The organism is Streptomyces sp. NPDC033178 (assembly GCF_055577685.1).
The window spans coordinates 182,884-209,300 of sequence record NZ_JBVIPT010000018.1; the positions used below are offsets into that span (position 1 = coordinate 182,884).

Consider the following 26,417-nt stretch of genomic DNA (forward strand, 5'->3'; position numbering starts at 1 on the left):
GCGATGCGTTCGCAGGGCAACCATTTTCGGAAGATTCATGTGTTGATTCAGAGTCACTCGAAGCTTGATTGGCTTACAGCCCGCCTCACCACGATCGACCGGTCTCGACCGATCACACGACGAACGTTGCCCAGCCCAGGATGTGGACACCCCCGGTCTGCCGGGTCACCGTCATTTCGAGCTCGACCTCACGCTGCCCGTCGTTCTCGTTCTTCGTGACGACTTTCGCGGCGTAGGTCAGCTCGTCACCCGGCCAGGCTTGTTCCCGGAACTGCACCTTGAACCGGCGCACGTTGTCGGGACCCCACACTCCGACCACATAGTCGGCGAGCACGCCTGACTGCCGCATGCCGACGGCGAACGGCCCCGGATACCCGGCGCGCTGCGCGAACGCGGCGTCGTGGTGCATCGGATTCTGGTCGTTGGCAGCGCCCTGGTACCGGACGAAGTCCGTGATGGTCAGTGGTGCCTCGACGAACGGCTCCATGGTGTCGCCCACGGTGATCGCGTCCCAGTCCGCAGCATCGGCCGCCGTACGGACGCGGGTATCGCGTACCGATCCTGACGTGCTCATGCGTCCACCACTCCGGCCGTCTCGATCACGGTGGAGCGCACTTCGGCAACCGTTGTTCCCGACTCGTCGACGTACTCATAGACCACCTCGAGGAACGTCATCGCCCCACCTCGCTTGCCGGTCTTCTGGTAGACCTTGTCGATGCGTCCCGTGCCCGTGAGTTTGGTACCCGCGCGCGGCGGCGGCCCATGGAAGACGAACTCCTGCGCACCGTTGAGGATGCGCTCGAAGTCGAGGTTCGCCTGAAGCATGGGCGAGTTCTCCTCGCTCATCCAGAACGACGCTGCCGCCAGGAAGGTCGGCGGGCTGACCGGTGTCCACGACTCCAGATAGTCGGGATGGGTCGAGTTCACCGACCGCGCGAACTCGCGGATTTTACCGACCTCGATAAGCATGGGAAACGGTGCACAGGCCGCACCGATCTTGTCGACGTCCACAGGCACGCCGCCACCTCTCCTGGCTGTCTCTGAAGCTCTTCCGCGACAATCACTGTCAAGATAGTCTGCAATGAGATGACCGTATGGCCTTCAATGGCAACTTACTTGTCCTGGCCATGCACTGTACTATGCTGACCGTATCCGATCGCGTCCTATGACGAAATAGATGGCCGCTACAGATGTGGACGCTTCGCGTCGGCGAACCGTTCACGCACCGAGGTACGGGAGCACATGAGCATGGATCTGAAGCCGGGGATGCAACTGCGCAGCAGCGCATGCGACACCGAGGTCATCGTCATCCGTGCGGTCGGCCATGACGGCGTCGAACTCACCTGCGGCGGGGTACCGATGTCGCCAGAGCCGACCACCGAGCGGGCACCACTCGTGCCGGGTTCCGACACGGGCACACAGCTCGGCAAGCGCTACTCCGCGGGCGACGCCGGCGAACTGGAGGTCCTGGTGACCAAGGCGGGCCGCGGCACGTTGGCCCTGGGTGGCACCCCTCTGACAGTCAAGCAGGCGCGCGTCCTTCCGAGCAGCGACTGACGGCCGGCACCTCAGGGACGCTGGACGGGCGTGAGACCAACTAGTATCGTTCGGTACGACATTACTTTGCGGCAGTGGAATAGTCGGAGGTCGTTATGGCTCTTTCGTCCCCTCGGACCGACGAGGTCATCGAGTCCGCCCGGTTCCGCGAGATCATGGCGCACACTCCGTCGGCCGTCACGGTCGTGACTGGAGCCGGGCCGGACGGGCCGGTGGGTCTCGCCGTCGGCTCGTTCGTGTCGGTCTCGCTCGATCCGCCCCTCATCGGCTTCTTTCCCTCGAAGACGTCCACCAGTTGGCCCGGCATGCGCGCCGCGCACTGGTTCTGCGTGAACGTGCTGGCCGATGACCAGATCGACATCAGCCGTCGCTTCGCCACGAGCGGAGGCGACAAGTTCGCCGGCGTACCGTGGCGTCCCGGCCGCAACGGTGCTCCGGTGCTCGACGGCTGCCTCGCCTGGCTCGACTGCGAACTGGAGCATGAGATCGAGACGGGCGACCACACGCTCGTACTCGGCCGCGTACTCGATCTCGACATCGGACGCGATGCCCACGCGCTGGTGTTTCACCGCGGCGCGTACACGTCGACGGCCGAGGCGGCCATACGGGCCGGAACCGACTGACATCGAGGATTTCGTACCGCGAACACGAAGTTAACGAGGTCACAGTGACGGAGACCGGCTGCCCATACCGCGAGGCTAACCGCAGATACCAGGTCAATTCCGGCCCCGTCGACACCGAGGCCACAGCACAGGCCACAGGCCGCCCTCGCCCCGAACCGCCGCCGAAACGCCCTCGCAGCTGAGCCGCGAGGGCGTTTCGGCAATGCCGCGAGCGTGCGTGTCACGGCCCACTCACACGGAGCGGATGAAAACGGTCAGAAGTCCGGCACGTCGTCGTCGGTCACGGAGGACAGATAGTGGGACTCGATCTCATCAAGGCGTCCGGCCAGCTCCGCTCTGGTGCCCTGCAGCGCGATCCGCCCGCGCTTGAGAACAACGGCGCGGTCGCAGAATTCGAGAGCGGCACGCACGTGCTGCTCGACGATGATCATCCCGACGCCCCCCTCCGAAGCCGTACCGAGCAGGTCGTAGAGCCGGTCCATGACAACGGGCGCGAGGCCGAGCGAGAGCTCGTCACAGAGCAGGATGCGCGGCTTGCCGGCGATCGCCCGAGCGAGCACCAACATCTGCTGTTCGCCGCCTGACAGCAAGCCCGCCTTGCGGTCGGCGACCCGCTTGAGTTCAGGGATGAGGTCGAGTGCCACCTGCGGGTCCCCTCGGCCCAGTCGCAAGTTCTCCATCGTCGTCAGCTCGCGGAACACGCCCCGCTGCTCAGGCAGGTAGGCGACACCCTGGCGACTGCGGCGGTACAACGGCGCGGTGGTGCGCTTGTCGCCGAGGTAGATCTCTCCACCGGTCAGCGGCAGCAGGCCCGCGAGCGCCATGAGGGTCGTGCTCTTCCCGGCGCCGTTCGCGCCCAGCAGGGCCACCACCTCCCCGGGCGCCACGCTGAGGTCGAGCCCGCGGATCACCGCGATCCTGCCGTAGCCGACCGAGATGTTCTTCGCGTGCAGTACCGGCGCGGTACCGACGGCGCGTTCCTCGATGGGTATCACCGGTTGTCTCCGATTCGGGGAGTGAGTTTCCGGCTCGCGTCCGGCGAGGGGGCCGATGGCTCCAAGAGGGGATCGGTCCCTGCTCCGACAGTTGCACCAGCCCTGGTGCGGCCTGCGTGGTGCCCCTCGGTACGGCCCAGGTAGGCGGAAATGACCGCCGGGTGGGCACGTACCTCGGCCGGCGTGCCTGTGACGATCTCCTCGCCGAAGTTGATCGCGACGACGCGGTCGCAGGTACGCATGACCATCGAGACATCGTGTTCGATGAGCAGGATGCCCAGCCCGCGTTCCTCGGCGAGACGGCGGATGTGGCTGATCAGTTCCTCGGTGCTGTTCTCGTCGAGGCCGGCGGCGGGCTCGTCGAGCAGCAGGATCGACGGCTCCGTGGCCATCGCCCGGGCCACACCGACGAGTCGACGGGTGGCGTAGGAAAGCTCGGTGGGCAGCTGTTCGAGCAGCTCCTCCAGTTCGAACTGCCGCACGCTCGCCGCGACGGAAGGCGGCAGCGGACGTTCGCGCCACACGATGTCACGGACATAGCAGCCGAAGCCGCCCGGCTCAGCGGCCACCCGCAGGTTCTCGGCCACCGTCATGACCTCGAACAGCTCGTCCGACTGCCATGAACGGGTGAGCCCGCGCTGAACCCGCTGACGCGTGCTGAGCCGGTCGACCGGCTCGCCGCCGAGCAGCACCTGGCCGGCGCGAGCCTTGACGAGGCCCGTCGCGACGTCGATCAGCGTCGTCTTGCCGGCGCCGTTGGGGCCGATCAACCCCACCACCTCGCCGGGGCTGACGGTCAGGTTGACCTTGTTCAACACGACAGTGGACCCGAACTGGACAGTGACGTCCTTCAGTTCGAGCGGCTTGGCCACCACACGGCCCAGCACCTGGGGGACATCAACCGCCCGCGATTTCGGCGCTCGGCGGTAGAAGCGCCCGACCAGTCCGGTGACCATCCGCCCCTGGCGGCCGAGATCCGATGCGATGCCGTCGGGCAGCACGACGAGCTGGACGATCAGCAACAGGCCGAGAATCAGCAGCCACCAGTTCGACAGTTCGAAGTAGTTCGACAGGAACTGCTGGAAGGCACCGCCCACGGCCGCGACCCCGCTGACGAAGCCGCCCAGTACAAAGCCGACAGCGCCGATGACCGTCAGCATCAGCACGTTGATCGACTGCACCGTGCCGAACTGCGTGAAGTCGACGAAGCTGTCCTTGAGCGCGATCAGCGAACCGCCCAGTGCGGCCAACGCGGCACCCACACCGAACGCGTAGAGCTTGGCCCCGACGACGTTCACCCCGACGCTCGCCGCTGCCCGTTCGTTGTCACGCACCGCGAGCAGGCGACGGCCGGCACCGCGCCGTCGCAGACGGGCCACGAACACGGCGACCAGGGCGAGCACGATCACGCAGACAAGCGCGTACCGGCGTGGATACTGCACCGACTGGATGTCCCACCCGAACAGGTTCGGGTCGCTCACCACGGTGCCGTTCACGACACCGCCGGTGTAGTCGGGGTTGCCCAGCACAACCGTCTCGATCACGAGCGCGAGGCCGAGCGTCACCACCGCGAGGTTCACGCCTCGGGCGCGCAGGGCCGGGAGGCTGATCACCAGCCCGACCAGCACCGTGACCCCCATGCTCAGCACCAGTGCCGCAAGAAACGGTACGTGCCAGACCGCCATCATGCGTGCGGAGGCGAGTGCGCCCACGCCGGCCAGCGCGTACTGGGCCAGGCTGATCTGACCGGCATAGCCGGTGACCACGACGAGGGACAGTGCCACGAGTGCGAAGGCCGCGGAGACAGTGACCGAGTTGGCGAACGCGTCGCTGAAACCATAGATGCCGAGAAGGGACAGCCCGAGGCCGACGACGACGCCGACGGGATTGATCTTGCCGCTGCCGACGGCAGGCAGGCGGTCGGAACGGAAGCTGCGCAGTGGCAGTGCCCTACCGCGCACGACGATCAGCACGATGATGACGAGGAACGGGACGGCGTTCGTCCACCCGGGCGTCGAGATGTAGTGCGTGCATTCCGACTGCAACACCGCGATGATCACGCCGCCGAGCATCGTCAGCGGAAATGATCGGAACGAGCCGATCAGAGCCGTGGACAGCGACGTCACCATCGGCAACACAAACACGTTCGGCGTGAGCCCACCGGCAATCGGCGGCAGCAGCACGCCCGCCGCGCCCGCCAGGGCCGCACCCAGCGTCCAGTTGAGACCGGCGATCATGCGAGGAGACCAGCCGAGACTCGCGGCCAGGGTCTGGTTCTCCGCCACCCCGGATGTGGCCAGACCGATACGTGTGTAGCGGTAGCCCAGCCACAAAGCCGTGGTGAAGACCAGTGCGATACCGAACAGCCAGAGCCGATCCTGCGAGAGCGACACGCCGGCGAACGACACACCTCCCTGCGGCACCAGCGATGGCACGTAGTACGTCGTGCTCTGATACCGGATCGACACGGCCTGGGTCAGCACCGAGAGGATGCCGAGAGTGGCGACCACCCGGGCCAGCGCCGACGATCTGCGCATCGGCCACATGATCGCGAATTGGACCAGCAGTCCGAGCGCTGCGGCGGCCGCGACACCGATCAGGGCGGCGGGCCACTTCGGCACGACCTTGAGTGCCTCGTAATAGACGTAGGCGCCGACGAGCGCGAAGCCGCCCTGCGCGAAGTTGACCACCCCGGACCCACGGTAGATGAGCACCGCGCCCTGAGCGAGCAGCGTGTAAACAGCGGCGGCTCCGAGGCCGAACAGCGCGAACCCGATTATCTCCTGCATGCCTGTCCCTCTGGTCGGATGCGCGGACGCTTTACCGGCGACGGCACGGTACGACGCTCACTCTGCGATTGAGCTGCACCTACGCCATCGGACATCGGGATGAAGGTGATCGCGCAGCCGGATGATAGGAGTACGCCGCCAAGTACACGGCCAGCATGCCGCGTGTACGGCCGCGCCATCCTCAGACACTCACATCGTGCAGTGGACGCAGCCCATAGGACATGAATGTTTGTCGCCCAGTCGCCACACAGAGTGTCAGCTTGCATGGCTTACATGTCAACGTATGCGTCACGCATACTCCGTCGAGCGGACACGAGACCGCCTCCCACAGCTCGTGATTGCACCAGCTGTAACACCCTCCTTCGGGGTGCTTGAACAGGTAGACGCCGGAAGCGCCCGCTCGATGGCGACCTATCGTGGCGCGATGTACGTTGAATGACTGTTGTTAACTTGAGTTGAATGATGTGGGAAACCATGCCGGAGCAATCTACCCAAAGAGCTTCAATGGACTTTAGTAACGATTCCATATCGGCTTCGCGCCTACTTGACTTATCGTTGACACCTTATTGACCTGTAGGCAAGACTCCCGGCCACGCTCGACCCGGAAGGTATCCGGCCAGTGAGCGCATGTGCATCCATGAAATCGGCGCGCGGTCACTCGGTATCGCGAGACGCAGTCGCCCCGACGCATCAGTCCCGAACGGGAAACTGGCCAAAGAAGGAGCACGGCGTTGAAGAGATCGCTCAGAACAATCTCGACAGTCTCAGGGACGGCCCTCTGCGTTCTGCTGTCGTCCTGCACGTCGGGCGAAGACGGCGGAAGTTCTACCTCGTCGGGCGGCAAGGTCAGCCTGATGATGATCACAGCAACCGGCGCGGGACTGCCGGGCGACCACGTGATCCCTGGCGCCAAGGCCGCGGTCTCGGCCGTCAACGCCGCCGGCGGTGTTGACGGCCATCAGATCGACCTGAAGATCTGCGACACCCACGGCAACCAGAACCAGGCCTCGGCCTGCGCGCAAAAGGCGGTCACAGACAAGTCGATCATCGCCACCGTCGGAAACAACGACTACGCGGGCGGCGGCCCCATCATGGGCGTACTCAACGGAAAGATGGCAGCCGTCGCGTCCAAGCCGTACACCGCACCAGACTTCGCGTCCAAGGTCGGCTTTGCGACCGACTGCGGGGGGATCGGCATCCAGAGCGGCATGGCCGAGTGGCTCGCCAAGCAGGGCGCTAAGAAGATCGTCGTGATGTTCTATGACACTCCGGGCGGCCATCCGGGCGTGGAATTCCTCAGCGAGAAGGTCGAAACGCTCTTCCCGTCATCGAAAGTCCTGCAGGTGGCCGTCCCGAGCACCGCCTCGGACATGACGTCCTACGCCGCCCAGGCGAACTCGAAGAAGCCCGACGGCGTGCTCCTGTCACTGACTGAGCCTCTGAGCGTGGCGGGCATCAAGCAACTGCGGGCGCAGGGCTACACCGGCAAGATCCAAACAGCATCGACCGTGATGACGCCGTCAGCCATCAAGCAGATCGACGACACGACCAACATCCAGTCGACCGGCTGCTACAGCTACAACAGCGCCGGACGCAAGAACTACCTAGCCGACATGACGAAGTACCAGCCCTCCGTTGATACCAGCGACGAGGGTATGAACGCCTGGCTGGGCATCAAGTCGTTCGCCAAGGTCATGAAGGGCAAGGACCTCACGCGCCAGAGCGTGCTGGACACCTTCGACGCGACGTCGTCGCTCACCACCGACGGCCTCACCCCGCCGGTCAATTTCACCAAGGAGACCGGAGTGACCGGGTTCGCGCGCCTGTTCGCCCCCACGGTGGTGAACCACGAGATCAAGAACGGCGAGCAGGTCGACATCACACCCACCGCCTTCCTCAACGTCCTCACCGGGAAGGTCGTCCCCGGTAGCTGATTCGTCGTCCGCTGCCGCCCGCACGCCGTAGTTCGATGCGGCGACCGAAGGCCACCTCGTCACCGGCGAGGTGGCCTCGGCGCACCAAGGCAGTGCACCCCTTCAAGGCAGTGCACCCCTTCGCCCGGCGCGGCGACGGGGTGCACTGTCGGAGCCGAACCGAGCGAAGCCGGTTGGAGGGTGGGGCGCGTGCCGGGCGGGGCGGGGGCGTACCTCACTTCCCCGAGACCGCTTGGATCAGTGCTGCTCCTGCTCATCCGCCGGACCAGTGCTGTCCTGCTCATCCGCCGGACCAGTGCTGTCCTGCTCATCCGCCGAGCCAGTGCTGTCCGGTTCGTCCGCCGGTCGATAGGACACCGTGAGCAGGGCCGCCGCGCCGGCGGCGCCGAGCCCGGCGGCAAGCAGCGCCGCTCTCGGCCCGGAGCGCCGCCACCCGAACACGGCATCGAGCGAGTAGGTACCGTGCCCGAGCGCGGCCAACGCCACAGCGGCGCCGGCGACGACGCCGGTGTACTCCCAGCCGCCCTTGAAGACGAAGAAGCCCTTGCCACGGTGGTCGGTGCGGGCGGCCACGGTCATCAGCCCGACGGTCGCGGCCGCGGGCAACGGGCCGGCCGCGCCGAGGGCGAGGGCTGCGCCCGCCGCCATCTCGGTGCCGGCAGCCATCCGGGCATGGACGGTGGCCGGCTCAAGGCCCAGCGCCCGGAACCAGCCGGTGGTGCCCTTCAGCCCACCTGGCCCGCGGACCTTGTTCCAGCCATGCGCGAACAGCATCGGCCCCAGTGCGGCGCGCAGCAGCAACGCCGCGGCGTCGCGACCGTCGGCGTCCCGCGCGTGGTGGATGCGTGTCGACATGGTTTTTCTCCTCTGTGTGGAGTGCTCCGCGCCCCGGCGTATCGGGGGAGGTCGCGGCCGGCCACGAGCTGCTTGTGCGGGACGGCAGACTGCCGGTCAGGAGGTCTACGGCCGCTGCGCGATGGTGTCAGCGAGCCGACGCCAGGCGGTGTCCAGATCCGGCTTGGACTGTCTTGCGCTCGCGGTGCCTTTCTCACTCCCGGCGAGCCGACGCACCGTCTTCTCCGCTTCAGTGCGCAGCCACACAGCCGGAACCACGGTATCCACAAGCCCTGCCGTGTGGGCTTCGGCGGCGCGCATCGCGGCGTTGCTGTCCGGCGGTGAGGGCGGCCTGAGGGCGAAGAAGCGCGCGTGCTGGGCGGCCACCACTGAATCGGCGGCACGCACGAGGTCGAGCGCCTCGGCGCATGCCATCCCGTTGACGGCAACCACCAGGGGGACGTCCAGCCGCGGCGGCACGAGACTGTCCGGCAGGGCAGGGACCGCGCCGGGGGAACGGTCGATGCCCAGTGAGAACGCCTCGACGCCGGCCCCGATCAGCACGACTCCCTCGGTGGGGGGTGTCGTCGTCGCCACACGCGACCAGGCCCTGTGCAGGTCTTCGGCCATCGTGTCATCGACGGCGTTGAGGGCGCTGCGCCTGTTGAGGGTAATCCATGCGATGCGATCGACCACGTCGAAGCGGACAGTCCGATGGCTCTGGATGCGCATGATGTGGGGCACCTCCTTCTGAAAATCTGTGCCGTACCGCTCTCCGGCCCGCCACGGTTGCGCGCGCGGCAGAGGGGCGCTCCGAGGCCCACTCCGACGTCATGGCACCCAACCCGGGCGGACTCGCCGGTCACCAGGTCGGAGTGCTTTCGAGCAGGGAGTCGGTGAACGAGCGGGTGTCGCCGAGGACGTTGATCAGCACATGAGCGCGTTTGAGGTAGAGGTGTGCGAGGTTCTCGAACGTGTAGCCCATGCCGCCGTGGTTCTGGATGTTGTCGCGTCCGTTGCGTACGGCCGAGTCACCCGCGACGACCTTGGCCACGACGACATCGAGTTCGGCGTCGGCCACCGGCACATCGCGCAGACGCAGCGCCGCGACCACGGTCGACGCCCACGCGGCCTCGGCACGCAGCGCGTTGTCGGCGCAACGGTGTTTGACGGCCTGGAACACCGCGATGGGCTTGCCGAACTGGACGCGTTCGCCGGCGTAGGCCGCGGAGTCGTCGCGTGCTCCCTCGGCGAGCCCGGTGAGGTACGCCGCAACGAGCAACCGGGCGTGGGCCAGCACCTCCACGGCATGCTCGCCGGCCGTCACCACCGGCGCGTTGATGGGCCCCTCGACGAACGCGATCTCGTGGAACGGATCGATCGAGGGGGCGAACCGGTGTTCGGGCACCCCGGAGTACTCCACCACCGAGAGTCCGCCGCTGCGCGGGTCGACGACAAGGAGGTAGTCGACGGGCGCGCCGGCCAGGATCATCAGGCGGTCGCCATCGACCAACTCCGCGATCCCGGCGAGTGACCGGCCGGTGGCGAACGACTCGGCGAGCGCGTCGTTGCCGGATCGCGCGGCGAGATCGGCGGCGATGGTCGTGGAGATCAGCGGCCCTGGTACGAGGTGTCGGCCAAGCTCGCGGAACAGCAGGGCCTCGTCGACGAAGCTCGGTCCGTCGCCGTCGACTCCGGCCAGACGGAACCAGCCGAGTTGTCCGATGCGGGGCATGAGCTCGGCGATCGCCGGGTCGTGAACATCGCTGTCGAGCCAGCGGTTGCGTGGCAGCTCCTTGTCGAGGAAGTCGCGGACCCACTCGATCAGCGCTTCCTGATCGGCGTCCGGCATCAGGTCGATCACAGTGGTACCCCTCTATCTGGGCAGTCCGAGGATGCGCTCACCGATGAGATTGCGCTGGATGTCTTTCGTGCCTGCGCTGATCGTGCGCGAGAAGCTGTACAGGTAGTCGTTGCTCCAGTTGCTGCGCCGGCGGATCGGTGGCGTCGCCACCAGCCCTTCGGGGCCGAGCAGGTCCATCGCCAGCTGGGCGATGCGCTGCATCGTCTCCCCCACCGTCAGCCGCAGGTACGAGCCTTCCGGGCCGGGCTGGTCCCGGCTCATGTTGCGCGACATACCGAGATAGGTCATCGCCCGCAACGCGTAGACGTCAGCCCGCAGCCCGGCGAGCCGGAAGCGGAACTCGTCGTCGTCGATGGCGCGCCGTGACGTGCCGGGCACAGTGCGCTCGCGCGCGACGCCGATGAGCCGGTCGACGGCGGTGGACAGCGCGACCTGCTCGGACATGAAGGCCGTGCCGCGCTCGAACGACAGCGTGGTCATCGCCACCTTCCAGCCGTCGTTCACCTCCCCCACCACGTTGGACAGCGGGATCTCCACGTCGTCGTAGAAGACCTCGCAGAAGTCCTCGTCCCCCGCGATCGTACGGATCGGCCGGATCGTGATACCGGGCGAGCGCATGTCACAGATGACCCAGGTGATGCCCTTGTGCCGCGGCGCGTCCGGATCCGTTCGCACGAGCAGCTCCTGGAACTGGGCCGCCCACGCGAAGCTCGTCCACACCTTCTGCCCGTTGACCACGATCTTGTCGCCGTCGATCACACCCCGGGTGCGCAGCGACGCGAGGTCCGAGCCCGCCTCGGGCTCGGAGAACCCCTGGCACCAGACCTCGTCACCGCGCAGGATCTTCTCCAGATGCGCCTGCTTCTGCTGCTCCGTACCACGGTTGATCAACGTCGGACCCGCGTGACTGACCCCGACGAAGTTGGTGCGCCCGGTCGGCGCCTGCGCGCGCGCGTACTCCTCGAACCAGATCAGCTGCTCGACCGTCGACAGCCCGCGGCCGCCGTACTCCTTCGGCCACGAGATACCGGCCCAGCCTCCGTCGAACTGGCGGCGCTGCCATTCCACGTCATAGGCGACCATCTCCTCGAAGTCGCCGTGCGGCGGATCCTCCGCCGGAATGTTCTCCTGCAACCAGGTACGGACCTCCTCGCGGAAGTCGTCCTGTGCCGCCGTGAAACTCAGCTCCATCGCGTCCTCACCTCAATTCGTACTTCGGGCGGCTGCCCGGCGTGAAGGCCGTACGAGCCAGCGGGTTGCCGAACTGCGGGAAGATCTGGGGAATCGCGCGGGTACCACTCGCGCTCATGTCCATCGACTGCCACATCGCCTTCACCGTGCCCTGCACCGCGATCGGCGGCTTCGACGCGACCCGCTGAGCCAGCACCTGCGCGCGCGCCCGCAGCGACTCGCCCGGCACGACCTCGCTCACGATGCCGATCGACAGCGCCTTGCGCGCGCCGATCCGCTCGTCGAGGCCCATCAGCGCGAAGCGCATCACCTCGCCGAACGGCGCACGACGCAGCAGGCCGATCGGCTCCAGTGCCGAGGTCATGCCGTAGCTGGTGTGCGGGTCGAACATCTCGGTGTCCTCGGCGCAGATCACGATGTCGGCCTCGTTCACCCAGTAGAACGCCCCACCGGCGACCATCCCGTGCAGTGCCACGATCAGCGGCTTCCAGCACCGGTTCTGCTTCGCGCCGAGGGACGAACCCGGGTCCTCGTCCTGCCACGGATTGGTCGCACGACGACGACCCTGCTTCTGGTCGACGCCGGTGGAGAACGCACGTGCCCCGTTGGCCTGCAGCACCACGACGTGGATGTCGTCGTCCTCGCGGCACCGCCGCCACACCTCGACGAACTCGTCGAGCATCGTCCGGTTGAACGAGTTGAGCGCCTCCGGGCGGTCGAGGGTCACGGTGGCAACGTGGTCGGACACGGTGAACTCGATCGTCTCGAACATCGGCGCACCGGTCGTGTCACTCGTCATGCGATCACTCATTTCGCGCTCCTGCGGCTGATGCTGTCGAGGATGGTGCGTACGCGTACGGCGAACTCCGGCGCGCGCATCAGCCGCTCCTGGTGATCGACGCCCGCACGCAGCGCGACGTCGAAGTCGTCGTCGTGGACGAGCCGGACGAGCTGCTTCATCGCACGCACGCCGTCCGCATCGAGCCCGGCGACGCGCCCGGCGAACGCCTGCACCTCGCCGTCGAGCTCGCCCGGTGCGACCACCCGCTGGAACAACCCGCGCGCCAGGCCCTCGTCGGCCCGCACCTTGCGGCCGGACAGCAGAACATCGAGCGCGAAGCCGGGGCCGCCCGCGGCGGACAGGTTGACCGACGCACCGAGCGCGGAGATCACACCGAGGTCGATCCACGACTCCCGGATCCACGCATCGGACGAGGCGACCCGCACATCGCAGTTGAGCGCGAGATCGGCGCCCGCGCCCACAGCGGGCCCCTGCACCCGCGCGATCACCGGTGCCGGATGCTCCCGAACCCTGCGCATCAGCAGCTGGAAGGATCCTTCGATCGAGCCCCGGATCTCATCGGGCTTCGCCGCGAGCCTCTCCAGATGCGGCAGGTCGCCGCCGGAGCAGAACGACGTGCCGGTGCTGCGCAACACCACACACCGGGCGTCGGTGGTCTTCTCGAACGCCTCGATCAGTGCGAGCACGCTGGGACGGTCGAGCGAGTTACGCATGTCCGTCCGGTCGATCGTGACGGTGGCGATGCCACTGCCCTCGCTCCAGCTGATACCGGCGCCCGCATCGGAGACAGTCACAGTCAGATCCCCAGGTCGCCGCGGAGCAGCGCGCGCGCCACGTTACGCCGCATGATCTCGGCCGAGCCATCGGCCAGCCGCGACACCCGCTGCGAGTGCCAGCCGTCGACCAGCCTTGCGTCGTTGGTCAGGCCCATGCCGCCGTGGATCTGGATGCAGCGGTCGAGCACCTCGAAGCTCGTGTCGCAGGTGAACGCCTTCACCATCGCCAGCTGCTTCTCGACCTTCTCCCCGGCGTCGATGCGCCGCGCGCAGTCCAGCGCCATCGTGTGGCCCGCATATATCTCCATCGCCGAGTCGGCGAGCTTGAACTGGATCGCCTGGTGCGAGGAGATCAGCTCCCCGAAGGTCTTGCGCACCTGCGAGTAGTCGACCGCCTGCGCGAGCGCCCACCGCGCGGTACCCACCGCGCGACCGGCGTTGTGCATCCGCCCCAGCGAGACACCCGAACGCGCGATGTCCAACCCGCGCTCCGGCGTGCCCACGACCGAGGTGTCAGGCACCACGACGTCGTCGAAGGTGAGGATCGCTCGGCTGCCACCGATCTCCCCGAACAGCTTGATCACCGACGCCACCTTCACGCCGGGGTTGTCCATCGGCACGAAGAAGGCCGAGATGCCGCCCTTGCGCTTTCCACGCAGCTCGTCATCAGTGACTGCGAAGACGAGAGCGTAGTCGGCGTACGGCGAGTCGCTGATCCACTGCTTCACACCATTGATGCGCCACCCCCCGTCCACGCGTACCGCGCGGGTGGTCAGCGCCCACGCGTCCGAGCCGGCATCCGGCTCGGACAGCGCGAAGCAGAACGTCTTGCGGCCCGACATGAGGTCGTCGGACAGCTCGGCCTGGAGCGCGTCGGAGAAGTAGCTGATCAGCCCGCTCGGCCCCCGGTTCCACTTCCCGACCACGTCCTCCAACAGGATTCGACCCGGCCCGAATTCGCGGAACAGTGCTTCGTAGAGCGTGAACGACACGACTGCGCCCTGGGCGCCGCCGCCCAGTTCCTCAGGGGCGAACAACGTGTAGTAGCCGGCCTCCGCCGCCGCCATCCGAGTCTGGCGGCGCAGTTCCACCACCGCGTCCGACGGGCTGCCGTCGTCGGTGTACGCCTTGCGCGGGTCTTCGAGAACGTCGCTGTGCTTCTCCCACAGCGGCTGGACATAGCGGCGCGCGAAGGACAACACGCCATCGACGATCATCTCGACGTCGGCGTCCGCCTCCGGGTCGCGGTGCAGGGCAGTCAAGACAATCTCCTTAGTCGGCAGCTTGTGCGATGTCGCCCAACGCCTGGCTCAACCGGGCCGGGATCGGATCGAAGCGGGGGTCGCCCGGGCGGCAGCCGGCCGACATCGGTGCTGTGGATGCCGGACGGGCGGCAGACGAACACCGGCGGCCTCGGGGTTCTCCATGTAGCGGCATCGCTGAAATAAATCGTCCCGCGATTGCTACAATTGAGCCGTCATCAAAGCGTATATGAAGCCCATGCACGGGGCAAGACTGTACCTGAATGACCCCGACCACCGTTGGTAAATGAATGTCGAACAATCACTGATCGCTCGTAAGTGCAGGACGGCTCTCGCCGGAAGGTCCACCGAGCAGCCGCCTGGGGTTGTCGACGAGCAGCCGGCACAACTGCTCGCGCCGAACGCCGCGTTCCTCCAGCAGCGGAGCGAAGTGGGTGAACAGGTAGGCGAAGCCCTTCGTCGTGCCGTCCCGCAACAGTGCGGGCACCCGCACGTTGTCAACGTAATCCTGCTTGTCCTGTGGCACCCAGAACTGCGGACGCGGGCTCCAATACGTCGACACGCGGTCCTGCGATATACACAGCCGGTCGGACAGCCCGGCCTCGAACATCGCTGCCACCAGGTCCGCCCGGTGCCCCTCGTCACCGAGCACGTCCCACCCGATCCGGTCCACGCTCACCATCGAACCGGCCTCGGCCAGCTTGATCAGCTCGCCGGCGGTCAGCTTGTCCAGATGGCCGATCATGCACCGGCTCAGGTCGGCGCCCGCCTCCCGCAGCATCCGCTGCTGCTCCTCACCGTGCAAGGAGTGCTCGGTGTGAGTGATGATCGTGGTACCGGTCGCGGCCGAAGCGATGCCCGCCGCCTCGAAGATCTTGCGATCGTGCTGGCCGACCGTACGACCGGTCGCAGCCTTGATCACTCCGGCCCGGATACCAGTCGCCCCGATGCCGCGTTCCAGCTCGGCGATGAAGAGCTCGGCGATCTCCTCGGGCTGCCGCTGGCGCCAGTAGAACGGCACGCCGCGGTTCTCGTCCTCGAAGTAGAAACCGGTCGCGCAGACCAGATTGATCCCACTGCGGCTCGACACTTCAGCGATCAGCTCGGCGTCGCGACCCTGGTCGATCGGGGTCGGATCGATGACCGTGCGCACGCCGTGGTCGTGAAGTTCCGAGAGCGCGTCGACGGCTCGCGCGATCGCGTCGGCGCGATCGAGGCTCTTCGTCGGGTCCATATCGGCACCCGGCACCACTATCTTGACGTGCTCATGAACGAGAGTCATACCGAGCTCGTCGAGCGGCAGCCGTCCGGTTGTCGTCCAGATGTCGTCGCGTGTGGACGCTACTTGCGCGCATCCCGGCGCCGCGCTCACGCTCGGCCGCCCGTAACGCGACCGACTGTCACCCGAATCCTCTGCAAGGCGATCGTCCCTCGTGTTCGTCCGTTCACCGCGTCTATGACGATGATGTGACCTCACAGACTCATCGTATGTGAGCACGTTCGGTAATGTATATGCCTGGCGAGAAACAATGCCATATGAAAGCTTACTTGCGTGCGCTTTGACGTTGTCCTTGAACGACTCAATCCGCAGCTTCCCGTGAGCCGACCCGCGACTGGCCGTGTAGCCATGTCACCGCCACATCGAGGGCTCCGTCGCAATGCTTCGCCCGTCATCCGTAGAGGAGCGTCATCATCGACATGACCAGGCACAAGGGATCGGTCGTCATCGTCACCGGCGGCGCGAGCGGCATCGGGCGCGCCTGCGCGCAGCGCCTCGTCGCAGAGGGCGCGCAGGTCGTCGTCGCGGACATCGACGGCGAGAAGGCCGCCGACGCGGCGCGGGCCCTCACGGCGACCATGGATACCGTCGGCAGCGACAAGATCGCGATCGGCGTGGCCGTCGACGTGCGCTCGCAGTCCGGCTGCGCCGCGATGGTCGAGGCGGCCCTGGCGGCGTTCAGCTCACTGACCGGTCTCGTGCACGCGGCCGGAGTCAACCAGCCGCCGCACAGCATCGCCGAGTTCACCGAGGACGAGTGGCGACGCGTCATCGACATCAACCTCACCGGAACCCTGTGGGCGGTGCAGGCAGTCACCCCGCACCTCGGCGAAGGCGGCTCGATCGTCACGCTCGCGAGCGGACAGGCTCGCGTGGTGCGCAAGAACAGCGCCGCATACGCCGCCTCCAAGGCCGGTGTCCTGGCCCTGACCAAGGTGGCCTCGATGGAACTCGGCCCCCAGGGCGTACGGGTCAATTCCATCGCGCCCGGTTTCATCGATACCGAGATGAACCGCGCGAAGCTCACCCCGGAGCGCCGCGCCGCCATCGAGCGCGGCGCACCGCTGAAGCGTGTCGGGGACCCGGACGAGATCGCGAAGGTGGCGTCCTTCCTGCTGTCCTCGGAATCGTCGTACGTCACGGGTGAACTGATCGCTGTGGACGGCGGCGTCGCGGCGCCCAGCCGCAACTGAGCGGCCCTCCGCCCCGCCTTCGGAAGACCACCCTTCCGAAGGCCGTTCTCCCGAAGGCCGAAGAGGCGGGGTTCCCGGATCACGTCCGGGAACCCCGCCTCTTCGATGCCTGCCGACCCAGCAGTGCGGGTGCGGCGAACAGTCGCCCGATCAGGCCACCCCGACCTCGGGGACAACAGTGCTGATGTCCAGCTTCTTGAGCTCGGGCAGGATCTCCTTGACGAACAACTGCATGTTCCGATTGCCCTCGTCAGCGGTCATCCCGGCGTAGCGGAACACGCCCACGAAGTGGTCGGCTCCGACGACCGACGAGAAACCCTTGATCTTCTCGTACACCTGTTCAGGCGTTCCGTAGGGCTTGAGGTTGACGTATCCCTCGGTCATCTTCTCGAGACCGCCCGGCTTGCTCAGCCGCTCGTACATGACGGCGTGCGACTCGTAGCCCTTGATGTCCTTGAGCAGCGGACGATTGAAGCCGTAGTGCTCTACGACCGAGTGGAAGTAGCCACCGATGTACTTGTGCGCCATCTCGTACGCGCGCTCTTCGTCCTCGTCCACGAACGTCCAGCCGGCGACGACCGACGGAGGCAGCACAGCGTCGTTGTACTGCGTGTACAACCGCTGGTAGGACTCCATCTCCTTCGCGACGATGCCCCAGGGCTTCTGGGGGATGACCAGGACACCGGCGCCGAGGCCGGCCAGGATCTCCGCCGACTCCGGAGAGACCGACGCACCGAACACGCGGCCCTTGAACGACTTGTACGGCTCCGGGCGCAACTCGACGCGCGGCTGCTTGATGAGCTCGCCGTCGTACTCCATGATGCCGGTCTCAAGCCCGCGGACAACGACGTCAGTCATCTCCTTGAGGTTCTCGCGGGCGGTCTCCATCTCCACGCCCAGGCCCTCGAACTCCACCGGCCCGGTACCTCGCCCGACACCCAGGAGCAGCCGCCCCTTCGACAGGTGGTCGGCGACGATGATGTTCTCCGCGACGCGGACCGGTTGGCGCCACGGCAGCACAGTCACCATCGTGCCGAGTTGGACGTGCGAGGTGCGCCCGGCCATGTAGGTGACGAACTGCAACGGGTCCGGCGACATGTGATAGCGCGTGAAGTGGTGTTCCGTAGCCCACACCGAGTCGAAGCCCAAGGCCTCGGCCTCGTCGGCCATCGCGAGATCGGTTTCCCAGACCTCCCGATCCGTCATGGTGCTGCCGTCCCCCTGGAACATGGCACCCAATCCGACCTTCACACGACTCTCCTCTCCGAGCCCTGAATGTGGCTTATCAGAGCAATTCGATCAGGTCTATGAGTGACGCTTCATTGTGGTGCAGACGACCTACCCACAAGCGATCACACATCTGATTTGTCCGGCCTCCACGGCTCCCACTTGGAGCAGTTGGGCTTGCTTGACACCACAACCAGGCGGTGGCCATTGTCGTTCGACGACCCTCTCCCTTACGTCGACCTGCCTCCACTCCGTATCGTACGGTCCGATACTAGATCCGCAAGTGCCAATCCCTCCAGGACCGAACCGATGTACTGGCTGATGCCGTTGGCGACCGAGCGCCGCACGAGGTCAACGAGCATCCACCGCGCCACGTCTGCGCACTGATGGAAACCAAACAGAGCGCACGTCCAGCTTGAGCGGGCCAGTCGGCGTCAGCGGTCACCGGCTGGGCCGGCTCGCTTCCGATGGCGGGCCATCCACTGCGACCGACCTGATCGGCGCGGCTTCGATTCGACAGTACCGCACGCCATGTTTCATCGCTCTGTGCGGCAGCGATACAAGTATTCGGAGCCTCTACCGTTGGCATATACCGCCATACCATTATGCACATCTCAGCGAAGAGACGAAGCCTTGCGCATGGATCCTTCTGATGCCCCGGCGGTCGGCTGGTTTTCGAGTACGGCAGCGGTTGACGTGCCGCATCGGCGACCTGACGTGTGTACCATGCATCTACGGCTAGCGTGCCCATTTTCAACGAAATAGGCGGCCACAAGTCGGCTCGCTGGACAATCGATCGCACTGTGCGGGCTGGGCGGCTCACGCTACGACATGGGTGGGACGGAGGCGTCCACACAGGACGGTGATCCTGGTGTTCGACGAGATTCTCGGGTCACTGGCGAGTGATGGGCGGCCACCGCCGCACGCCGCCCCCTCAAGGTCGGTTTCCGCAGCATCCGTCCTTCGATACGCCGTTGACCATGGAGGCACGGCTGAACCGCCTGCAGGGGCGGAAGGGTTTCGAACCAGCGCGGCCGACGAGCCGAACGACACAGCGACGGCTGAGACGACACGGTGACGGCCGAGGCCGGAGCGCTCTTCGCGGTCCAGCGGACCGAACAGGCTCGCCCCGAAGACTGCCTCCGGTGCTGCCCAGGAACGTCTGCCGGGTGTGGTAGGCGATTTCGGTCAGGCGGTCCGGAGTCGCGGGCCTCCCCAGCACCGCCTGGGTTCGGTGCGGACTTGGGCGCGTTCGCGGCATGGAGCGGCCAGGACGTCGGGGTGGCCGGCATTGGCGGGCCCGACGACCCGGCGAACGTTCGTCCTCAGCCCTAGAGCTTGAACGCGGATCGGGTATCGATGCCCGCCCGCTTGAGGACCGCCGCGCTCACACCGATCTCCCGCCACGCGGCGTACGAGATGCCCTTGCGCTCGCTATAGGCCCGCGCAACCTCCACGAACGCGTCTTCCAGCTCCTGCATCTGCTCCGAGGATTCGGAGTTCTGTAGCTCATCCAGCAGGTCGAGCCGCTCCTGTACCAGCTGGAGACGGATCACGGCCGGCGCAGTCGCCGTCTCCGCTTCGATTGCCGCCAAGCGACTCTCGATCGCCTCCGGCGTCCGGCGCCGGCCCTTGCGAGCCGGTTGCGCCTCGACGGCTTCGAGGTAGCGGCGGACCACTTGGCCCTGCTCCCGGCCTTCCGCGAGGGCCGCCTTATGAGCATCGGACATCGAGCCCGCGCGTTGCCTTGGCCTGCCGTCCGGCTTGTTGGCAGATGCCTTCGCTGTCCTTGTCGCCATGACCCGTCCTTCGCGATCTCGATGGAGGCACCGAGCTGGTTGCCCAGTCCAATTATGCAATGAACCCAGCCTTGACCACTCTCAGAATAGGGGACGCGAAGCGCGTAACACGAGACGGGGCCGCAGCGTCCAACGAGTGTGAGGGTCACCCTCCTATGAAAACCGCCGAGAGCGGACCAGAAGGGCAAGTCCAGCCTCGGACGATCCGTGAAATGCATCGAGTCGGAGGGGTCAGCGAGCTGACGAACGTATGGACACCCACAGTGCCCGGACCTGCCGCGGAGCGGCTGATGTCACCGTGGTGCGGTGCGTCGGCGTACTGCCCTGCCGTGTCAACCTCGTACAGGGCTGTAACGGGACCATACTCGGGTGACGCCGCAGTGCGGCGAGATGCTGTGCCGGCTGCCTGGGGGCATACCTCACTTCCCCGAGACCCGCTCAGGCCGTCGCCGCGGTGCGCTTCTTGAGTGCTGCTGCATAGGACCTGAGACTGAACCCCTTTTCCAGCACCTGGAGCCGACTCGGTCCGGCACCGGCCTCCATGATGCGCCGGGTGGCCATGTGGTCGGCGGGGCGGTTGACGGATTCCACCCCCATGAGACGATCGGCTTCGTCGAAGCACAGCACTGAGAAGCGCTCGTCCTCCAGCTCTCCCAGGACGGCCGTCTTCTTGTGTCCCGCGGTCAGCCCGGCTATCTGCAGTTTAAGATCCGCCTGATCGCTCCAGAACCACGGCACGCTGTGATACTTCGACGGGCTCCCGACGATCCGGGCAGCGATGCAACGCGATTGCGCTGTCGCGTTCTGCACCGATTCGAGCCTGACGCGCTTCCCTTCGGCGAATGAGCTCGGGAAGGTCGCGCAGTCACCGGCCGCGGAGATCGACGGATCACTCGTGCGCAGCTGCTCGTCGACGACGATTCCGTCATCGACAGCCAAACCCGCCTCGGCGGCGAGTTCCACGTTCGGCTGAGCGCCGACTCCGATGAGCACGAGGTCGGCGGGGATCTGCCGCCCGTCCCTCGTTCGCACGCCCGCGACCTTTTTCCCGGCCCCGGTGATCTCAGCGACGCTGGTGCACAACTCGATGCCGAGACCACGAGCCCGGTGTGCCTCGACGAAGAAGTCGGCCATCTCCCCGGACACAACCCTGCCCAGCAGCTGAGGGCCGATCTCGATAACGGTGGCCCGCTTGCCGAGGGCGACCGCGGTCGCGGCGACCTCCAGGCCGATGAATCCCCCTCCTATGACGACGACGTCCCCTGCGGAGGTGAGCCGCTCACGGACGTCATCCGCTTCCGCCAGCGTGCGCAACGCGACGACGCCGTCCAGCTCGACACCGCCGAGCGGCAGCGTGCGGTTCCGCGAGCCCACGGCCAGTATTAGGTGGTCGTAGGCCATTGAGGGCCTGCTCCCGAGCCAGACCTGTTTGCGGTCACGCTCGATCCTCGTGACCTGCTCGGGAAAGAGGAGCTCGATGTCCTGCTGCAGGTAGAAGCTTTCCGGTCGCAGCCAGAGGCTTTCTCGCGAAGCCTTGCCGGTGATGTGCCCTTTGGACAGCGGTGGACGCTGATAGGGCAGATGGGGCTCATCACCGACGATGACGATTCGGCCGTCGAAACCCTCCTCGCGCAGCGATGCCGCGGTCTGACACCCCGCCTGTCCTGCGCCGACGATGATGACGGTACTCACGATCAGTCCTGCTTGGGAGCGACACGGACGACGAGGTCGTCCAGATCGGCAGTCAGGACGATCTGGCAGCTGAGCCTGCTGCCCGCTTCGCGGGGTGAGACGGTGAAGTCCAGCATCTCGTTCTCGTCCGCTCCGACCTCGTCCAAGCGGTCGAGATCACCCTCGGCGACATAGACATGGCAAGTCGCGCACGACAGTGTCCCCGCGCACTCAGCCATGAGCTCGGTGACGCCGTTCGCGACTCCTGCCGCCATCACCGACGTGCCCTCCTCCGCATCAACGATCGTCTCACTGCCATCCGGCCTGACGTAGGTCACCTTAACCACGTGAATTGCCTTATCTGAGTGGGTGTGTGCGGGAAGAAGCCAGCTCGAAACTGGTGTCCGCGTCTGGACGCTAGACCTGCCAACTGCCGCTGTCACGGGATCCAAGTGTCGCAAATCAGAGAACCATGCCTGCGGTAAAACACTCCAGCCCGTCGGACGGCAATGCAGCGCATCTTGCGTCTGTACTACGACTGTATCCAATGTTGAGGACGGGGGTAAGGTGTCGCCTGCCATCCACCTGTCCTAGACATCCTTCGAGGAGCTGCCGTGCCCGGACCTCTCGCTGGTATCCGCGTCGTCGAGCTGGCCGGAATCGGCCCGGTGCCTCTGGCCGCGATGGTGCTCGCTGATCTCGGCGCCGATGTCGTACGCGTCGACCGCTTGGTCAAAAATGCCGTGGTGTCGGGCTCCGCCGACCCCACCCGCAACATCGTCAACCGCGGCCGGCACTCGGTCCAGGTCGACATTCGTGCCCCGGAAGGCCGTGACCTGGTGCTGGACCTTGTCCGCGGCAGTGACGTCTTGCTGGAGGGATTCCGCCCGGGTGTCACCGAGCGCCTGGGAATCGGGCCGGACGACTGCGCTGCCGTCAACTCACGGCTGGTGTACGGGCGGATGACCGGCTGGGGGCAGAACGGGCCGCTGGCCCAGGCCGCCGGCCACGACGTGAACTACCTGTCACTGACCGGCGCGCTGTGGGCCACCGGGCGTCGGGAGGAGCGGCCGGTGTTCCCGCTCAACATGCTCGGCGACTACGGCGGGGGGTCGATGTTCCTCGTCCTCGGTGTGGTGAGCGCGCTGTTCGAGCGGTCGTCCAGCGGTCGCGGCCAGGTCGTCGACGCGGCCATGGTCGACGGGGTGAGCGTGCTGGCCACCATGTTCACGGCCCTGCGGGCCATGGGCCGCTGGAGCGACGAGCGGGGCGCGAACATGCTCGACACCGGCTATCCGGACTACGAGGTCTACGAGTGTGGCGACGGCGGCTTCGTCGCGATCGGTGCACTGGAACCTCAGTTCTACGACGAGTTGTGCCGGCTCACCGGCTACGTCCCCCCGTCCGACGACCGGGCGGACCCGGCGACATACCCGGAGCGGCGGCGGCTATGGAAGACGCTGCTGCGCACGCGCACCCGGGACGAGTGGGCCCGGCTCTGCGAGGGCAGCGACGCCTGCCTCACCCCGGTGCTCGACTGGACCGAGGCCGAGCAACATCCACACCTGCGGGCGCGGGACACCTACGTCGACGTGGACGGCATCGCCCAGCCCGCGCCCGCGCCGCGGTTCAGCCGTACACCGGGCGCGATCGGACGCCCGCCGGCGGCACCGGGTGCTGACACCGACGCGGTGCTCAAGGACCTCGGCCTGAGCGCCGCGCGGATCGCGGAGCTGCGCGCCTCCGGTGTCGTCGCCTGAGTGGTCGCCGCCCGAGCGCCGGGCCGGGTGTCTGAGCAGGAGTCGGCGAACGGGGCCTGGCCAGGATGGCAGGGCCGACTGGGCGGCCTTGCGCAGCTGCTCGATGCGCGCTTCGGCGATCAACCACCTGCCGTCGCGGCGGTCGTAGCGCTCCCGCCGCCCGGCGAAAGCCGTAGAACGGGGTGACCGCCCGTGGACTGCGCCGGGTCGACGACGTCATGGCGCGTCCACCCGCCGGTGGGCCTCGTCCGGAGCCGGCCCGTCGTCGGCGAAGTTGCCTCGGCCATCCGGCCCGGTCCTGCTGGTCGGCATACCCGAAGTACTGAGCCTTGAGATGTCTGATGACCTTGATCGCGGCAAGCCTTTTGACCGTTGTGACTTCAGTCATTCACACCTCCCTGTGCTTGTGTGAGATTCGACCGAGGGGCACCATTGAAGCCGCCGAGATTCGCGGTGATTGTCGCAAGTCATTTTGGCATGTCCCATCCGGTTTATTGTGACCGACGGGATCGCGCCGACACGAGAGAAGGTTGGAACCTATGCGTGACGCGGTCATCGTCGAGGCGGTCCGCACACCGATCGGCAAGCGGCGCGGCAGTCTGGCGGACGTGCACCCTGTCGACCTCTCGGCGCGTGTGCTCACCGCGCTCGTGGAACGGAGCGGGATCGATCCGGCTCTGGTCGAGGACGTGATCTGGGGCTGCGTGACCCAGATGGGCGACCAATCGGCCAACATCGCGCGGTTCGCCGCCCTGGCCGCGGGCTGGCCCGTCACGGTGCCGGGCACGACGATCAATCGCGCGTGCGGGTCCAGCCAGCAGGCGCTCGACTTCGCCGCGCACGCTGTGATGAGCGGTCAGCAGGATGTCGTGGTCGCCGGCGGCGTCGAGTCGATGAGCCGAGTGCCGATGGGCTCGGCGCGGGACAGCGGCTTCCCGTACGGGCAGACCGTTCTGGATCGCTTCGACGGCTTCTCCTTCAATCAGGGCGAAAGCGCAGAGATGATCGCCGAGAAGTGGGGGCTCTCGCGCACCGCGCTCGACCAGTTCTCCGCGCGATCGCACGAGCGCGCGGCTGCCGCGGTGGACGCGGGCGCCTTCATCGGACAGACGGTTGCCGTACCGGTCGCGGGCGGTGCGGAGTTCGCCGTCGACGAGGGCATCCGCCGAGGCACGAGCGTCGACACCCTCGCCGGCCTCAAGCCGGCGTTCCGGGAGGACGGCGTCATCCATGCCGGCAACTCCTCACAGATCTCCGACGGTGCGGCGGCCCTCCTGGTGACGACGCCGGAACGGGCCCGTGACCTCGGGCTGACACCCCTCGTGCGCTACCACAGCAGCGTGGTCACCGGCGCCGACCCGGTGCTCATGCTGACCGGGCCGATTCCCGCCACCCAGCAGTTGCTCAAGAAGGCCGGGCTCGCCATCGAGGACATCGGCGCGTACGAGGTCAACGAGGCGTTCGCACCGGTGCCCCTGGCGTGGCTGGCCGAGCTCGGCGCGGACGCCGAGCGGCTCAACCCGTGCGGCGGCGCGATCGCGGTCGGCCATCCGCTGGGCGGCTCCGGAGCGGTACTGATGACCCGGCTCGTACATCACATGCGTGAGCGCGGCATCAGGTACGGCCTGCAGACGATGTGCGAGGGCGGCGGAACGGCCAACGCCACGCTCGTGGAGCTGGTGTAGCGATGCGCCGTGACATCTTCGACGACGATCACGAGGCCTTCCGCAAGGTGATGCGCGACTTCCTCACCGCCGAGGTGGTGCCTCACTATCGCGAGTGGGAGGCCGCTGAGCTGGTGCCGCGCGAGCTGTACAGGCGCCTCGGCGACCTCGGTGTGATGGGCATCAGCCTGCCGGAGGAGTACGGAGGCGCCGGGCAGACCGACTACCGCTACAACGCGATCGTCCAGGAGGAGGCCGCGGCCGCGAACGTCACGCTCGGCACGCTGCGCACCCATCTGGACATCGTCATCCCGTACTTCCTGCATTTCGCCACCGAGGAGCAGCGGGTGCGCTGGTTCCCCGGCCTCGCCGGCGGTGACCTCTTCAGCGCGATCGCGATGACCGAGCCGGGCACCGGCTCCGACCTGGCCGGCGTGCGGACGACCGCGGTACGCGACGGTGACGTCTACATCATCAACGGGGCGAAGACCTTCATCACCGGCGGCCTGCACGCCGACCTGGTCGTGACCCTGGCCCGCACCGGCACCGACGAGACGAACCGCCGCAAGGGACTCACCCTCATCGTCGTCGAGGACGGGATGCCCGGCTTCACCAAGGGGCGCAAGCTCGACAAGCTCGGGCTGCGCGTGGGTGACACCGTGGAGCTCGCCTTCGACGAGGTGCGGGTCCCGGTGACCAACCGGCTGGGCGAAGAGGGCGAGGCGTTCGGATACCTCGGGCGTAATCTCGCCCAGGAGCGGCTCGCCATCGCCGTCGGTTCGGTGGCGCAGGTCCAGGCTGCCATGCGACTGACGATCGACTACGTCACCGAGCGCACGGTGTTCGGGAAGACGGTCAGCAGCTTCCAGAACACCAAGTTCGAGCTGGCCGCGGTCGCCGCCGAACTCGAAGCCGCCCAGGCGATGGTCGACCGCGCTCTCATGGCGCACGTGGCCCGCGAACTCACACCCGTCGACGCGGCCAAGGTCAAGCTGTTCTGCACCGAGTTCCAAGGCCGGGCGATAGACCGTTGCCTCCAGTTGTTCGGCGGCTACGGCTACATCAACGAGTACCACATCGCGCGGCTCTACGCCGACGCCCGCGTCAGCCGGATCTACGGCGGCACGAGCGAGGTCATGAAGACCATCATCAGCAAGTCGCTGGGGCTCTGAAGCCCCGGGATATTCGTTCCCGATC

Annotated in this window: 23 protein-coding genes; 7 read left to right on the forward strand and 16 right to left on the reverse strand. The window is 66.7% G+C overall.

The features are described from left to right. Positions 1 to 112: 112 nt before the first annotated feature. Together ACZ5VQ_RS37010 and ACZ5VQ_RS37015 are read right to left on the reverse strand one after the other, a co-directional pair. Positions 113 to 574, reverse strand: a complete 462-nt coding sequence (locus tag ACZ5VQ_RS37010; RefSeq protein ID WP_469108788.1) for a MaoC/PaaZ C-terminal domain-containing protein — start codon at positions 572 to 574, stop codon at positions 113 to 115. After that, positions 571 to 1,011, reverse strand: a complete 441-nt coding sequence (locus tag ACZ5VQ_RS37015; RefSeq protein ID WP_469108789.1) for an FAS1-like dehydratase domain-containing protein — start codon at positions 1,009 to 1,011, stop codon at positions 571 to 573. Before ACZ5VQ_RS37015 ends, ACZ5VQ_RS37010 begins: the two co-directional genes overlap by 4 nt. Positions 1,012 to 1,242: 231 nt before the next feature. On the opposite strand from ACZ5VQ_RS37015, the gene ACZ5VQ_RS37020 reads away from it, so the two are divergent. Together ACZ5VQ_RS37020 and ACZ5VQ_RS37025 are read left to right on the forward strand one after the other, a co-directional pair. Next, a complete protein-coding gene (locus tag ACZ5VQ_RS37020) occupies positions 1,243 to 1,557 on the forward strand; it encodes a hypothetical protein (RefSeq protein ID WP_469108790.1) in 315 nt (104 codons plus the stop codon). A 95-nt stretch (positions 1,558 to 1,652) separates the two neighbouring features. Beyond that, on the forward strand, positions 1,653 to 2,180 hold the full coding sequence (locus tag ACZ5VQ_RS37025; RefSeq protein ID WP_469108791.1) for a flavin reductase family protein: 528 nt from the start codon (positions 1,653 to 1,655) through the stop codon (positions 2,178 to 2,180). A gap of 254 nt (positions 2,181 to 2,434) precedes the next feature. Here ACZ5VQ_RS37025 and ACZ5VQ_RS37030 read toward each other — a convergent pair whose 3' ends face one another. Together ACZ5VQ_RS37030 and ACZ5VQ_RS37035 are read right to left on the reverse strand one after the other, a co-directional pair. After that, a complete protein-coding gene (locus ACZ5VQ_RS37030; protein ID WP_469108792.1) occupies positions 2,435 to 3,175 on the reverse strand; it encodes an ABC transporter ATP-binding protein in 741 nt (246 codons plus the stop codon). After that, positions 3,172 to 5,964: an ABC transporter permease subunit gene (locus ACZ5VQ_RS37035; RefSeq protein WP_469108793.1), complete on the reverse strand. Its 2,793-nt coding sequence runs from the start codon at positions 5,962 to 5,964 to the stop codon at positions 3,172 to 3,174. The genes ACZ5VQ_RS37030 and ACZ5VQ_RS37035 overlap by 4 nt, the downstream gene beginning before the upstream one ends. A 731-nt stretch (positions 5,965 to 6,695) precedes the next feature. Here ACZ5VQ_RS37035 and ACZ5VQ_RS37040 point away from each other — a divergent pair. After that, entirely contained in the window at positions 6,696 to 7,898 is a 1,203-nt protein-coding gene (locus tag ACZ5VQ_RS37040) for an ABC transporter substrate-binding protein (protein ID WP_469108794.1), read from the forward strand. A 237-nt stretch (positions 7,899 to 8,135) separates the two neighbouring features. Here the strand turns inward: ACZ5VQ_RS37040 and ACZ5VQ_RS37045 are convergent, their stop codons facing one another. The 8 genes from ACZ5VQ_RS37045 to ACZ5VQ_RS37080 form a co-directional block, all read right to left on the reverse strand. Then, the gene (locus tag ACZ5VQ_RS37045) at positions 8,136 to 8,753 is read right to left on the reverse strand and encodes a DoxX family protein (RefSeq protein WP_469108795.1); all 618 of its coding nucleotides are present in this window, start codon (positions 8,751 to 8,753) and stop codon (positions 8,136 to 8,138) included. A 105-nt stretch (positions 8,754 to 8,858) separates the two neighbouring features. Next, positions 8,859 to 9,464, reverse strand: coding sequence for an enoyl-CoA hydratase/isomerase family protein (locus ACZ5VQ_RS37050; protein ID WP_469108796.1), 606 nt, complete (start codon positions 9,462 to 9,464; stop codon positions 8,859 to 8,861). Positions 9,465 to 9,594: 130 nt separating this feature from the next. Then, positions 9,595 to 10,596: an acyl-CoA dehydrogenase family protein gene (locus ACZ5VQ_RS37055; RefSeq protein WP_469108797.1), complete on the reverse strand. Its 1,002-nt coding sequence runs from the start codon at positions 10,594 to 10,596 to the stop codon at positions 9,595 to 9,597. Between the two features lie 12 nt (positions 10,597 to 10,608). Next, entirely contained in the window at positions 10,609 to 11,787 is a 1,179-nt protein-coding gene (locus ACZ5VQ_RS37060) for an acyl-CoA dehydrogenase family protein (protein WP_469108798.1), read from the reverse strand. Positions 11,788 to 11,794: 7 nt separating this feature from the next. After that, positions 11,795 to 12,598 carry an enoyl-CoA hydratase/isomerase family protein gene (locus ACZ5VQ_RS37065; protein ID WP_469108799.1) on the reverse strand — a complete coding sequence of 268 codons (804 nt, stop codon included), beginning with the start codon at positions 12,596 to 12,598 and terminating at the stop codon, positions 11,795 to 11,797. Further along, a complete protein-coding gene (locus ACZ5VQ_RS37070; RefSeq protein ID WP_469108800.1) occupies positions 12,595 to 13,383 on the reverse strand; it encodes an enoyl-CoA hydratase/isomerase family protein in 789 nt (262 codons plus the stop codon). The genes ACZ5VQ_RS37065 and ACZ5VQ_RS37070 overlap by 4 nt, the downstream gene beginning before the upstream one ends. 2 nt (positions 13,384 to 13,385) lie before the next feature. Then, positions 13,386 to 14,627 (reverse strand): acyl-CoA dehydrogenase family protein, encoded by a 1,242-nt coding sequence (locus ACZ5VQ_RS37075; protein ID WP_469108801.1) that lies wholly within the window; start codon positions 14,625 to 14,627, stop codon positions 13,386 to 13,388. Positions 14,628 to 14,928: 301 nt separating this feature from the next. Then, positions 14,929 to 15,999, reverse strand: a complete 1,071-nt coding sequence (locus tag ACZ5VQ_RS37080; RefSeq protein WP_469108802.1) for a phosphotriesterase family protein — start codon at positions 15,997 to 15,999, stop codon at positions 14,929 to 14,931. A gap of 326 nt (positions 16,000 to 16,325) precedes the next feature. Here ACZ5VQ_RS37080 and ACZ5VQ_RS37085 point away from each other — a divergent pair, with 326 nt between their 5' ends. Then, positions 16,326 to 17,099, forward strand: coding sequence for an SDR family NAD(P)-dependent oxidoreductase (locus ACZ5VQ_RS37085; RefSeq protein WP_469108803.1), 774 nt, complete (start codon positions 16,326 to 16,328; stop codon positions 17,097 to 17,099). 150 nt (positions 17,100 to 17,249) lie between these two features. On the opposite strand, the gene ACZ5VQ_RS37090 is transcribed toward ACZ5VQ_RS37085, so the two are convergent. The 4 genes from ACZ5VQ_RS37090 to ACZ5VQ_RS37105 all read right to left on the reverse strand — a co-directional run bounded on the left by ACZ5VQ_RS37090 (position 17,250) and on the right by ACZ5VQ_RS37105 (position 22,134). Then, a complete protein-coding gene (locus ACZ5VQ_RS37090) occupies positions 17,250 to 18,350 on the reverse strand; it encodes an LLM class flavin-dependent oxidoreductase (protein WP_469108804.1) in 1,101 nt (366 codons plus the stop codon). Positions 18,351 to 19,657: 1,307 nt separating this feature from the next. Further along, positions 19,658 to 20,125 carry a hypothetical protein gene (locus tag ACZ5VQ_RS37095; protein WP_469108805.1) on the reverse strand — a complete coding sequence of 156 codons (468 nt, stop codon included), beginning with the start codon at positions 20,123 to 20,125 and terminating at the stop codon, positions 19,658 to 19,660. Positions 20,126 to 20,563: 438 nt separating this feature from the next. Next, positions 20,564 to 21,817: an NAD(P)/FAD-dependent oxidoreductase gene (locus tag ACZ5VQ_RS37100; protein WP_469108806.1), complete on the reverse strand. Its 1,254-nt coding sequence runs from the start codon at positions 21,815 to 21,817 to the stop codon at positions 20,564 to 20,566. 2 nt (positions 21,818 to 21,819) lie between these two features. Beyond that, positions 21,820 to 22,134, reverse strand: a complete 315-nt coding sequence (locus ACZ5VQ_RS37105; protein ID WP_469108807.1) for a 2Fe-2S iron-sulfur cluster-binding protein — start codon at positions 22,132 to 22,134, stop codon at positions 21,820 to 21,822. A gap of 276 nt (positions 22,135 to 22,410) precedes the next feature. Here ACZ5VQ_RS37105 and ACZ5VQ_RS37110 point away from each other — a divergent pair, with 276 nt between their 5' ends. From ACZ5VQ_RS37110 to ACZ5VQ_RS37120, 3 genes are all read left to right on the forward strand, one after another. Further along, positions 22,411 to 23,556, forward strand: coding sequence for a CaiB/BaiF CoA transferase family protein (locus ACZ5VQ_RS37110; protein WP_469108808.1), 1,146 nt, complete (start codon positions 22,411 to 22,413; stop codon positions 23,554 to 23,556). 539 nt (positions 23,557 to 24,095) lie between these two features. Then, entirely contained in the window at positions 24,096 to 25,241 is a 1,146-nt protein-coding gene (locus ACZ5VQ_RS37115) for a thiolase family protein (protein WP_469108809.1), read from the forward strand. 2 nt (positions 25,242 to 25,243) lie between these two features. Further along, positions 25,244 to 26,392, forward strand: coding sequence for an acyl-CoA dehydrogenase family protein (locus tag ACZ5VQ_RS37120; protein WP_469108810.1), 1,149 nt, complete (start codon positions 25,244 to 25,246; stop codon positions 26,390 to 26,392). The last annotated feature ends 25 nt before the right edge of the window (positions 26,393 to 26,417 follow it).